Raw genomic sequence first — 10916 nt, 5'->3', positions numbered from 1 at the left:
CACCATGTCCGTGTATTCTGCAGGCGCCGTCTCTGTGACGGCCGGTGACGTTCGCGTCTTCGGCACTCTCACGATCTTCCGGTCCCAGGCCGCTGATGGCGACATCTTCGCTCATGCCGGGTACATCGGCATCATCAGCGAGATCGTCAGCAACACGGAGCTGCGGCTCCTGCATCCGTGGGAAGGACCGGATGCGGTGCAGTCGAGCGACTACGGCATTGTCCATGTCGGCAATCGCTGGCTGTCCAATGTCACGGTCAACGAGCAGCTGACCTCGATCATCCAGAAGATCGAGGCCGGCATCGGCTTCAAGCCGGATGCTTCGGGCACGCTGGCCGAGCGCTCCAACTTCGACACCGCGAGCAAGAACTTCATCTTCATGCGGACGGACAGCAATCCGTTCCTGATCTACGTGAAGAACTCGGCCTCTCCGGGCGACTGGTCGCAGGGCACCTCGTTCACCGGTCCCGCCGGACCTCCCGGTGGACCCGGGCCGACCGGCGCTCCCGGTCCCGCAACCAACATCGCCATCGGCTCTGTAACGTCCGGTCCTACGCCTGTGGCGACGATCACCGGCACCGCACCGAACCTCATCCTGAACTTGACCTTACCGCTCGGCCCCGAAGGGCCAGAGGGTCCGGAAGGCCCGCAGGGGCCACCCGTCTCACTGGCTATCGGGTCGGTGACCCATGGCGAGACTGCATCCGCAACCATCACCGGCACATCGCCGGATCTGGTGCTGGATCTGGTTTTGCCGCAAGGCGAGCAGGGCATCCAGGGTATCCAGGGTGAGATTGGACCGGCCAATGCGCTGACTGTCGGCACCGTCGAGGCGAGTGAGCCCGGATCCGTGCCTCAGATCACAATCACCGGCGCCGCCCCGAACCAGACTATCCACTTCGTCATCCCGCGCGGTGAGCAGGGACCGCAAGGCCAACAGGGCATCCAGGGCGACCCAGGCCCGGCCAACACCCTCACCATCGGCACTGTTACCACCGGCGCAGCCGGGTCGGCCGTCACGGCGACCCTGACCGGCACGGCTCCCAACCAGGTGCTGAACCTGTCGATCCCTCGCGGCGACCAGGGGCAGGTGGGACCGCAGGGTGAGCCGGGACGGCTGGCCGAGTTCCGCGGCGACATGACCAGCGGCACCATCCAGTGGCGCCTAGTCGGAGATCCGACCTGGGCGACCCTGGTCTCCTTCGGCGACATCCAAGCCGCCAGCCACACCCATCCGGACCTCGAAGCAAAGATCGCCGCGATCCCCGACCCGATCGCCATGGCCATCATCTTCGCATCCTAACGCCTGACCCTCGGGAGCTCATCTCATGGCCTTCAAATCGCGTCCTGTCTCGCTCGGCCTCTCCGACACCATCATCTATTCCTGCCCAGCCGGCACTGAGGCGGCGGTGGTCATCACGATCAGCAACGTCACCTCGACGGCTGCGAAGTACACGCTGCGCTTCTACAGCCAGAACACCGGCGCCGAGATCGGCCTGGCGCAGGATGTGTCGGTCCCCGGCAACACGCCGGTAAAGTTCCCCGCGCCGCTGGCAATGGAATCCGGCGACCGGATCATCATGACCTGCGACCCAGCGGGCGCGCTGCGTGCCTTCGCGACGGTGACGGAGGGCACTCCGGGGCCGCAGGCGAAGGGCCTGCGCCCGCGCGGCGAGTATTCGGCGGCGGCGACCTATGACACCGGCGATGTCGTCACGATTGACGGCTCGAGCTACGTCTCGCGCTCGGACAACAACACCGCCAACGATCCGGCGACCCATACCGCGAATTGGATGGTGCTCGTGCTTCGGGGGCCGCAGGGGCTGGAAGGTCCTCCCGGCGATCCTGGCACTGAGGGGCCGGTCGGTCCTGCTCCGACGATCGGCTCGATCACGGCCACGACCCTTGCGCCTGGGGCCTCGGCAACTGTGGACTGGACGGGGCTTGGCACGGTCGAGAGCCCGCTGGCGATCATCTTCGGCATTCCGCAGGGACCGGCAGGTGAGGGCGGCGGCAACGTCAATCCGACGGGCACGATCATCGCGGGCCGCATGGCGGTCTTTGCCGACGAGACGGGTAACCTGATCGGCGCCGGTCCTGCCCTTCATGCGGTGGCGACATCCGGCAATGCTGGTGACCTCGACACGGGCACGCTGGCCTCGGCGCGCCTGCCGAACAGCGGCGCGACGGCGGGCAGCTATGGCGCGAGCGGCGCGGCTATCCCGAACTTCACGATTGATGCCAAGGGCCGGATCACGGCCATTGCGGACCGCAGTTTGACCCCGGCCAATATCGGGGCGCTGCCTGTGGCAAATCCGACCAGCACGGGCAAGTTCACGACAGCCGCCTCGGCTGCGGGCGGGGCAGGCTTCAATCTACCGCCTGGTGCAGCGCCGACCGCGCCTGTGAACGGTGACCTGTGGACGCTCTCGACCGGCGTGTTCGTGCAGTATGGCGGCGCGACTCGCCAGCTTGCTACTGTGGACATGGTCCCGGCCAAAGCTGCTGGGACTGATTTCCGCACCGGCACAGACGATGCAAAGTTCCTGACCTCCAAAGCCCTTCGTGATGCCTTCCTCTATGTCACGATCAACCCGGCCGCGGTCGATCTGTCGTCGTTCATCAACGGGAAATGCACGATCACCGCCAACACCACCTTCAACGCGCCGACCGGCGTGCGCGAAGGTCAGAGCGGCACGATTGAGGTCACTAGCGGCGGGGCCTTCACGACAGCCTTCAACACCTTCTGGGACTTCGGCGCTGACGGTGTGCCGACACTCTCCACGACCGCCGGCAAAGTGGACACGATCCATTATCGGGTTCGTGCGGGCGGTGCCTCAGCTGAATGCGTCTTCAAGGCGGCGGTGTAATCATGACCCTGTTTCTTAACCCCATAATGATGGGCAAAGCCGGTGGGCTGATTAAAGACCCGCCCGTCTTTGTTAGCGCGTCCTCTGCTTGGAGCGGAAGCACTCTCGGTAGTGCTACAACCACAGTGGATAAACCCGCTAATATACAATCGGGAGACCTCCTGATTGCTTATGCGTTCACAAGTTCCGGCAGTTTTAGTTCAGTGCCGACGGATGGCTGGACGGTAATCGAGAACGGGGCTTACTGGATCGCCTATAAACTGGCCGGAAACAATGAGCCCGCGACCTGGGCATTCCAAAACTCAACATCAGGCACCTACGAGGCTGCGGTTATTATCGCGTATCGGGGAGCTAAGCCTCCGATATTCGGCACTCGTGCGGGGGCTAATGGCTACGGCCCTCTTACTATTCCCGCAATCACAACAACGGTTCCAAATACCCGGGTTCTCGCTATCGGAACTCTCCGAGAAAACAGCACGACCGACAGATCAATCTCAGCTTTTTGGTCAAGCAACGTAACTCCCGTCTATAGCGGACCGAATAACTGGGATGCCTACTTAGCCGAGAGGCTAATGGAGGAGCCGGGAGATACGGGTACTTCGGCAATCCAGGCTAACACCTCACTGGTTGACGTAATCACAGGCGTGTTGGTCGCCCTCGAGCCCGCATAAAGGAGCGCACAATGGACATCGGAAACGGCGTAGCAATCAAAGAGAACGGTTCCTGGCGCGAATTGCCGAGGGGCCGTTCGTTCATGGTCGACAGCATTGGCTATCCTTGGCTCACAGTTCAATTGTGGCCGGCCGAGGATCTCGCCGCGAAGCTGAAGATTAAGGGCATCTCGGTCGATCCGATTCCTGATGGCAAGATTGCAACCAGCAGCGAGATCATCGACGACAACGGCAGTCCGCGCCGGGTGTGGACACTCGAGGATGCGCCGCCGCCTGCGCCCGAGCCGGTGCCGGAAGTCATCAGCGACCGGCAGTTCGCTCACGGCCTCGCCAAGTACAACATCATTCCGATGGAGGAGGCCCGCGCCTTCGTTCGCACAGGTGATATACCGCCGGCTCTCAAGACCATCATCGACGATCCGACATTCCAGTCGCTGCTGCCGCCTGAGATGGACATCGAGGATGTCTACATCATCATCGAAGGCGCCACGACCTATGAGCGCAACAATCCAATCTCGCTGCTGGTGGCGCAGATGCTGGGATGGACCTCGGACGAGACGGACGCCTTCTGGCGCTTCTGCTACCAGCTATAGACCGCCTGACTATCCAAGCCGTCCGCACCGCCCTCGAGGCGGTTTTTCTATGCCCGTGAAAAGCGCCCTGGCCGGGAAAGGTTTTGGGGGCCTTCGGCCAGGGCGCATACGATGCCGGATGACGAACATCGCACGTGAGCCGTAGCGTGCGTGTGTGAAGATTCCGTAGCCTTTGATGGAGTCAGGAAGCAGGTGCGCCCTGGTCGAACCGCCAAAGGAAAGAGCCATCGACCAGGGCGCGTACGGAGCTTCAGGAAAAAGCCCGCACCTGTGAGTTATGGCGGTGTTCCAGCTGATCAATAGTCTGGGGCAGCTCTTTGTCTGCCCTGCATCCAAGGTGCGCCCCAGCCGATAGGAAGGTCAGCTGCTGGCTGGGGCGCGTGCCATCTCGTCCCTCCGACATGGCGCTATCAGCCTAAGTTCCTGACCTGACCAGTCAACGCTGCCCAGGTGCGGCACCTTTACTCCCCTTCGCGAGGACATCATGACAATGAACCGAAAGGCGTTCTTCGACGCCGTGCGGGACGCGCTGTTTGGCGGCGGTCTCACGAATGAGCAGGTGAGGGGGGTCGAGACCCTTCTCGATACTTGGGGGCGGGTACAGCCGGCCGGCGACCTGCGCTACTTGGCCTACATCCTCGCAACGGTCTTCCACGAGACCGGCCGCAAGATGGTCCCGGTGCGGGAGGGGTTTGCCTCTACCGATGCCGCGGCACAAAGGGCAGTGGCCAGCCTCTACGCCAAAGGCAGGATCAGCGTGAACTATGCCCTGCCGGTCAATGGTGTCTCGTACTATGGCCGGGGTAGGGTTCAGAACACCTGGGAGCGGAACTATCGAAAGTTGCAGGAGCGGTTCGGGCACCCCTTCGTGACGCAGCCCGATCTCCTCCTCGATAACCGGATCGACGCCGAGGTGACGATCATCGGCCACCTTGAGGGTATCTGGACCGGCAAGAAGCTCTCCGACTACTTTCGGCTTGGCCTGTCCGACCCGTACAACGCCCGCAGGATCGTCAACGGGCTCGACAAGGCTTCTGAGATCGCCGGCTATTACCACAAGTTCTATGCTGCCCTGACGGCAGCCCAGGTGGCCGAGCCTGACCCGCCGCCAAAGCCCGTCACCCGGGCCCCTGCGCCTGCTCCCCAGCCCGCCACATCAGGCGGGCTTTTTGCTGCCCTTGTCTCCCTGCTGAAAAGGATCTTCGGATGAACCCGCTTTTCATTCCCATCATCAGTTCGATCGCCGACAAGGTGCTCGATCGCCTGATCGCTTCGCCTCAGACGACCGTCACTGCAGCCGAGGCTCCGGCCGTGCGTCAGGAGGTGGCGAAGGCAGTCGCACCGGTCATCAAACACCTGACCAACAACGAGCCGTGGTATCGCTCGAACGTCACCTGGGGTTCCATCTTCGCCATCATGGGCGGCATCGCCACCATCGGCACCCATATCGTCATGGGCACGCCGCTCTCCTGGGAGCAGTACGGCACGCCCGCACTCGCCATCTGGGGCGGCGTACAGGCACTCTATGGCCGATGGAAGGCCCGTAAGCCCCTGGGAGCATCCTAATGGGAGGAGCCGCTACCCTCCAAGATACTGCCCTGACCCTTGGGGGCCTCCTGTTCATTGGAGGCTTCGTCATTTCGGTGTTCAAGATCCGCGACTGGTTCGACCAGAAGATGAAGGCTGAAGCCGAGGCCGCTTGCCGCGAGGCGAGGGAAGCGCTGGCTTCCGCCAATGCGGCACATGAGAAGGTGGCGCTCCTGCAAGCAGCCTTGACCGCCTACCGGGAGACGCAGGCCGAGCGGCTTGTCTCAAGAGAGGTGCTGCGGGAGGTAGAGGACCGATTGACGGGTGCGATTGACCGCCTCGGTGACCGTTTCGATGGTCTTCTACGTGAGGTCATCAAGCAGCGGAAGGAGTAGGTGTTCAGCAGCCTCTTGGAATCAGTCTCATCCGGGCCACTTAACCTTGTCGGTCTGGGCTCTTAGACCCTGAGCCAGGCAATATTCTGGAGAGACTTATGGCTAGGCAGGACTTCACTTTCGACGGAACCAGCGACATCCTCTGGCGTGATGCCTTCACTGGCGAAGTCGGTTACTGGGACATCAGTGCAGGCATTTATCCGAGCTGGAATAGCTTCGGCTTTGTAGACAACTCCTGGAAGATCGTCGACACGGGAAATTATGTGAATGGTGATTTCGGCGGCGGATCTGACGATGTTCTCTGGAGAAATTTTAGTACTGGCGAAGTTGGTTACTGGGATGTCATCAATGGAGACGCAGTGGCCTACGTGGGCCTCGGGTCTGTGAGCTTGGACTGGCAGGTTGCATCCAACAGCGGCAGCTTTGACTTCACTGGGGACGGCGAGGACGATGTCCTCTGGCGGAACCTCAATACCGGTGAGGTCTATACGTGGGACATGGAGAGCGGCTACGTTGCCGCTGCTGGATCACAGGGGTTCGTCGAGTTAAGCTGGAACATCATTACAACCGATGATTTCACAGGCAATGGCACGGATGACATTCTGTGGCGAAACAGCCAGACGGGCGAGATCGGGTACTGGACCAACGGTCCGGATTACGTAAGCCTCGGATTGGTTTCGAACAGCTGGCAGGTTGCTTCGACTGGAGATTTTTCTGCTGACGGGTCATCAGACTTCCTCTGGCGGAACCTCGATACTGGTGAGGTTTATATCTGGGATCTTGAAGGTGGCTTCGTTGCATCGGCAGGAAGCCTCGGGTTCGTGGATCTCTCCTGGGAAATTCAAGGGACGGGCGATTACACGGGCGACGGAGCAGAGGATGTTCTGTGGCGGGACTCGGGCACAGGAGAGGTAGGATACTGGGAAATGGACCAGGGAGGTGCATTCTCGTTCGTCAGCTTTGGTGCGGTATCAAATGAGTGGATGATCGCCTGAGTTGAGAGCTGAGACTAACTCGCAATCTTGCTACTATCAAAGTTGAGACGTTCGATCAGAGCGCCAGGGCGGCTTTGTTGCTGTCCCTGGCGGCTTTCTCCTCCCGATAATCGGCGCGATCTTCATGTGCCGGGCTGCTGAGCGGCAACAAGCCCGGGAGGTCGATAAGTCGGTGCAGTCGGCGCCTCTCGGGGCCGTTGCGGCGTTCACCGGCAAGGATGCTGGGATCCAGATGGCAACCGCAATCGATGCGCTTGCCGAGGCAGTCAGGAAGGCTGTCGCCATCATGAGAGAGGAGCGGGACGACGACAGCAGGAAAAGGCGCAGCGACCGTCTGCTCGACGAGATCACGGCCCTATGCAGGGAAATCTCCGAGATCGGTCATTTGCTGAAGCACCGGTACGAGCGCCAGGAAGAAACCGGCAGACACCCTCATGACCAGCACCGATAAACACTAGCACCCTCCTAGCTTCGGCTTGGGAGGGTTTTTCATTTCTACAACGAAAAAGGGCGGCCGAAGCCGCCCTTTCTTGAAGCAGTCGTATCCGATTACGGGACGACAACCGCGAACGGGTCGGCCGGGAGCGTGAGATCGAAGGCAGCAGTGGCCGCAGCATTGATGTCGGCAACGAACGCAGCCGCATCGAATGCATCAGCTCCGGCCACGAAGTCAGCCGTGGTGATCGTGCCCGTGAAGTTCTCGAGCTTAATCACCTGCAGATCGCCATCCGCGTCCTCGACACCAACCCAGGTGCCGGCATTGTCGCCGGACTCGATCTCCAGGACCGCCGCAATGCTGCCGGTCGCCACCGCGCCGAGGGCATTGATGATGCCGGTCTCGGTGGTGGAAGCAGGCTGACCAACCGAGGCGACGCCAGTGACGTCTCCACCGAAGTCCAGCAGGTCCTCGCCATCCGAGAAGTCCGTCGCCGTCACGTAGTTCGTGGCGCTCGCATCATCACCTGTGGCGCCCGTGCGGACCACGAAGGTGTCGTTGCCAATGCCGCCGGTCAGAACGACATTACCCACGCCAGCCGCGAGCACGTCATTGCCCTGGCCGCCGAACACCACGCTGCCGGCTTCAGCGAGGATGGTGTCATCACCGCCGTTGCCGAAGATGGTGTCGTCGCCACCGCTGCCGAGGATCGAGTCGTTGTTGTCCGAGATGTCAGCGGCCTCGTTACCACCATAGATGGTCACGCCGTCACCAGCAGGGTCGAACGTCGCACGGATCACATCCTCGCCACGGCCGCCCATCACCAGGGAGCCGGCAGCGAAGTCGATGATCACGTCGTCGCCAGCGCCGGCGTGGATCAGATCCGCACCACCCTGAGAAGCATCGATGGCATCGTTGCCGCCGTTGCCGTAGATGGTGTCATCGCCAGCCGAGCCGAAGATGTCGTCATCGCCGTCTTCAGCAGCCGCAATGCCGTTGCCGCCGTAGATCACAACGCCGTCAGCGCCAACGGCCGGAGCGTCGAAGTCGCCGTTGATGTAATCGTCGCCAGCGCCGCCGTAGAGGGTCGCGCCCTCGCCGCCGAGAACGAAGTCGTTGCCGGCGCCGCCATGGACGATGTCTTCGCCGCTGTTGCCCTGGAGGTAGTCATCGCCGGCGTTGCCGTAGATGGAGTCAGCAAAGGTGGTGCCGCGAACCGCGTCATCTCCGTCGAGCAGATCGGACTGGCCGTTGCCGCCGTAGACGGTCACGCCACCCTCGACCGCCGCAGCAGCGTCGATGAGGTCAGCGCCGAGGCCACCAGCGATGAGCGAACCAGCATCGAAGCCGGTGACCGTATCGTTGCCCTGGCCAGCATAGATGCGAGCACCCTCGGCATCGCCGGTGATGAGGTCGTCACCCTCGTGCGCGAACACGACGAACTCATTGTCGCCGGTCACGTCGATAGTGTCGCCGCCCTCTGCGCCTACAACGAGAGCGTCGGAGCCCGCAACGGCGATGGTATCGCCAGCGGCGTTCGCGAACACGGCCACATAGCCGTTACCAACGACGTTGGCGAACTCGAGGTCACCGATGTCGAGGTCGAACAGGGTGAGAACCGCGCCGGTCGTGGTGGTCAGCTGCACGCCCGCAGCCGTGTCGGCAACGTTCGCGATGTTGGCGAGATCAACGTTGAGGACGAGCGTATCCACGGCGGGATCAAACTCGATGGACACGTTCTGCGTGCCGTCGAAAACGTAAGTAGCCATCCAGGCATTCTCCTAAACTAGCTTTCTGCCAGTTCTGTAAATGAAGACAATCCGACCTGTAGGCGGCTTGTGACCAGCAGATCCAAGTCGGCTGCGGAGAACTTATGCATATTGTCTTGCTCTGTGGCAAGCGTGCCTGGAACCATTAAATGTGTTTTTTTTGGGGAACTTGTAGCTGAATTGATGCTTTAGGCATTGTCTGCCAGAATCGATTCGCGAATTTGTGTTCTTAATCAGCTAAATTAAGTAAACATAAACTATAAAGAGGGGCAGCCGCCGGCAGGAACGGATGGCTAAGTCTGAAACCCGCCGACGGCCGCGCTGAACTATTGTCTTTCGACTGTGAGCTCAGGCGCCTCAGGACGACGCGGGAGAACTATCACCATTTGGTCGCAGTTTTGTCCAGCTTTTTTTTTAGCTTAAATTCTTAGGAAAATGAGCTGTTCGAGTGCCTAAAAATGACCTGCGGCTGTCGCGGAAATCTCTATGGCGTGACGCTACACCTTACCCCAGCTACCGATAGGGCTTGATATCAGTCGCAACCTCAGCTCCCCTTGGTGCGATGTTTTCGCTCTGATCTCGCAGCGTGAAGCAACTGTCGCTAGGGCGCTGAGGGAGTCGCTTTTTGCATTGGCTCGCCAATAAAATTCCGCGACGGCTTCTTGACTCGCCCCGGCTGTTTGTTCTCAATATGTTCTCATTCTAGGAGAGCATTGCATGAATCGTCGTCCTGCCAAGCAACTGCCGATTGAGGCCTTCCGCAAGATCGAAGGCCCGGAAATCCTGAAAAAGCTCGGTGAGGCAAGGCGGACGCTATGCATGTCCCGGATCCCACATGGAACGCCAGACAAGCTCGTGGCCAACGACATCATCAGCAGGATCGATGACATGGCCGAGATGATCACCGGCGACCGGACGCACTTTCATATCAAGATGCAGAGCTAGCACGAAGGAGCGATTTTCTCACGCGCCAGCGAGAATAAGCATCGCCCCCAGGGCCAGAAAGAGTAGTATAGCGGCAGGATAAACGGCGAACACAAAGGCATTATCTACGAAGGGACGAACATCTTCGCCTTTGCGGGGGCGTGCTAGAAGAAACATCACAACGCCAATGCAGATCGCTACAACGCCAACTGTTTCGTTCATTATTTAACCCTCCCTGATATGACCTCTGGAAGGGTGCATGCCAATACGAGAGTTCGATATAGGGGGCGCAGGGATTCGGTTCGAAAGCGTACTGAGTTTTATGCATTATACGTCTCATGCCGAAGGAGAAGTTCTTCAAGCCATTCAGAAAGAGCACGGGCCAGCTGATCCCGATAGATGCCTGTCAAAAAGCAGCGTCTGGCAGGCTTGCCTTGACAGTTGACATCGCTCCTCGGACCTGTTGCTCGCAGGGGTTTTTATCTCCCGCTGTCTCCTCTCATCATCAGCGTCTGGCTGACCGCCGGATAATCCAGTCCTGCACTGCGTCGAGATCAGCGAATATCGGGTGATCGACCCCATCAATCCGGCCAAAGCCCGCTTCCAGGAACCAGTGCCCTGGAGCCACCTCGTTCTCGTCCGAGAGATGGGTCAGCACCGCCACCAGCCGCCGCTCCCCGTCGAAGACAAGCAGACCCTCTTCATCGGAACCTGTAGCAACGCGTACTGGCTGAAG

The 10916-nt window shown here is 60.5% G+C and carries 13 protein-coding genes; 10 read left to right on the top strand and 3 right to left on the bottom strand.

Translation table 11 applies throughout. The annotated features are described in order from the left end of the window. Positions 1-4: 4 nt before the first annotated feature. The 9 genes from ACFOYU_RS11235 (at position 5) to ACFOYU_RS11195 (ending at position 7502) form a co-directional block, all read left to right on the top strand. Positions 5-1303, top strand: coding sequence for a hypothetical protein (locus tag ACFOYU_RS11235; RefSeq protein ID WP_377033604.1), 1299 nt, complete (start codon positions 5-7; stop codon positions 1301-1303). A gap of 25 nt (positions 1304-1328) precedes the next feature. Continuing rightward, positions 1329-2870, top strand: coding sequence for a hypothetical protein (locus tag ACFOYU_RS11230; protein WP_377033603.1), 1542 nt, complete (start codon positions 1329-1331; stop codon positions 2868-2870). Between the two features lie 2 nt (positions 2871-2872). Next, positions 2873-3541, top strand: a complete 669-nt coding sequence (locus ACFOYU_RS11225; RefSeq protein ID WP_377033602.1) for a hypothetical protein — start codon at positions 2873-2875, stop codon at positions 3539-3541. Positions 3542-3624: 83 nt separating this feature from the next. After that, complete coding sequence (locus ACFOYU_RS11220) at positions 3625-4134, top strand: hypothetical protein (RefSeq protein ID WP_377033601.1); 510 nt, start codon at positions 3625-3627, stop codon at positions 4132-4134. 484 nt (positions 4135-4618) lie between these two features. Next, positions 4619-5344 (top strand): hypothetical protein, encoded by a 726-nt coding sequence (locus tag ACFOYU_RS11215; protein ID WP_377033600.1) that lies wholly within the window; start codon positions 4619-4621, stop codon positions 5342-5344. After that, positions 5341-5700 (top strand): hypothetical protein, encoded by a 360-nt coding sequence (locus ACFOYU_RS11210; protein ID WP_377033599.1) that lies wholly within the window; start codon positions 5341-5343, stop codon positions 5698-5700. Before ACFOYU_RS11215 ends, ACFOYU_RS11210 begins: the two co-directional genes overlap by 4 nt. Beyond that, complete coding sequence (locus ACFOYU_RS11205; RefSeq protein WP_377033598.1) at positions 5700-6056, top strand: hypothetical protein; 357 nt, start codon at positions 5700-5702, stop codon at positions 6054-6056. The genes ACFOYU_RS11210 and ACFOYU_RS11205 overlap by 1 nt, the downstream gene beginning before the upstream one ends. Before the next feature lie 98 nt (positions 6057-6154). After that, a complete protein-coding gene (locus tag ACFOYU_RS11200; protein WP_377033597.1) occupies positions 6155-7051 on the top strand; it encodes a hypothetical protein in 897 nt (298 codons plus the stop codon). Between the two features lie 172 nt (positions 7052-7223). Beyond that, a complete protein-coding gene (locus ACFOYU_RS11195) occupies positions 7224-7502 on the top strand; it encodes a hypothetical protein (RefSeq protein WP_377033596.1) in 279 nt (92 codons plus the stop codon). Positions 7503-7600: 98 nt separating this feature from the next. On the opposite strand, the gene ACFOYU_RS11190 is transcribed toward ACFOYU_RS11195, so the two are convergent. After that, positions 7601-9256 (bottom strand): calcium-binding protein, encoded by a 1656-nt coding sequence (locus ACFOYU_RS11190; protein ID WP_377033595.1) that lies wholly within the window; start codon positions 9254-9256, stop codon positions 7601-7603. Positions 9257-9973: 717 nt separating this feature from the next. Here ACFOYU_RS11190 and ACFOYU_RS11185 point away from each other — a divergent pair. Continuing rightward, complete coding sequence (locus ACFOYU_RS11185; RefSeq protein ID WP_377033594.1) at positions 9974-10201, top strand: hypothetical protein; 228 nt, start codon at positions 9974-9976, stop codon at positions 10199-10201. An 18-nt stretch (positions 10202-10219) separates the two neighbouring features. Here ACFOYU_RS11185 and ACFOYU_RS11180 read toward each other — a convergent pair whose 3' ends face one another. Together ACFOYU_RS11180 and ACFOYU_RS11175 are read right to left on the bottom strand one after the other, a co-directional pair. Continuing rightward, positions 10220-10402, bottom strand: coding sequence for a hypothetical protein (locus ACFOYU_RS11180; protein ID WP_377033593.1), 183 nt, complete (start codon positions 10400-10402; stop codon positions 10220-10222). Positions 10403-10685: 283 nt separating this feature from the next. Next, on the bottom strand, positions 10686-10916 hold a 231-nt coding region (locus ACFOYU_RS11175; protein ID WP_377033592.1), incomplete at its 5' end, for a hypothetical protein.

This window comes from Microvirga sp. GCM10011540 (genome assembly GCF_042650665.1).
GTDB lineage: Bacteria > Pseudomonadota > Alphaproteobacteria > Rhizobiales > Beijerinckiaceae > Microvirga > Microvirga lenta.
Note: the sequence above shows the minus strand (reverse complement) of the source record. Positions and strands in the feature narration are given on the sequence as shown.

Bases quoted from the DNA above. Each gene is read 5' to 3' on its own strand.
- ACFOYU_RS11205 (WP_377033598.1), top strand. From the start codon at position 5,700: ATGGGAGGAGCCGCTACCCTCCAAGATACTGCCCTGACCCTTGGGGGC.
- ACFOYU_RS11220 (WP_377033601.1), top strand. From the start codon at position 3,625: ATGGTCGACAGCATTGGCTATCCTTGGCTCACAGTTCAATTGTGGCCG.
- ACFOYU_RS11185 (WP_377033594.1), top strand. From the start codon at position 9,974: ATGAATCGTCGTCCTGCCAAGCAACTGCCGATTGAGGCCTTCCGCAAG.
- ACFOYU_RS11190 (WP_377033595.1), bottom strand. From the start codon at position 9,256: ATGGCTACTTACGTTTTCGACGGCACGCAGAACGTGTCCATCGAGTTT.
- ACFOYU_RS11200 (WP_377033597.1), top strand. From the start codon at position 6,155: ATGGCTAGGCAGGACTTCACTTTCGACGGAACCAGCGACATCCTCTGG.
- ACFOYU_RS11210 (WP_377033599.1), top strand. From the start codon at position 5,341: ATGAACCCGCTTTTCATTCCCATCATCAGTTCGATCGCCGACAAGGTG.
- ACFOYU_RS11230 (WP_377033603.1), top strand. From the start codon at position 1,329: ATGGCCTTCAAATCGCGTCCTGTCTCGCTCGGCCTCTCCGACACCATC.
- ACFOYU_RS11225 (WP_377033602.1), top strand. From the start codon at position 2,873: ATGACCCTGTTTCTTAACCCCATAATGATGGGCAAAGCCGGTGGGCTG.
- ACFOYU_RS11235 (WP_377033604.1), top strand. From the start codon at position 5: ATGTCCGTGTATTCTGCAGGCGCCGTCTCTGTGACGGCCGGTGACGTT.
- ACFOYU_RS11180 (WP_377033593.1), bottom strand. From the start codon at position 10,402: ATGAACGAAACAGTTGGCGTTGTAGCGATCTGCATTGGCGTTGTGATG.
- ACFOYU_RS11215 (WP_377033600.1), top strand. From the start codon at position 4,619: ATGACAATGAACCGAAAGGCGTTCTTCGACGCCGTGCGGGACGCGCTG.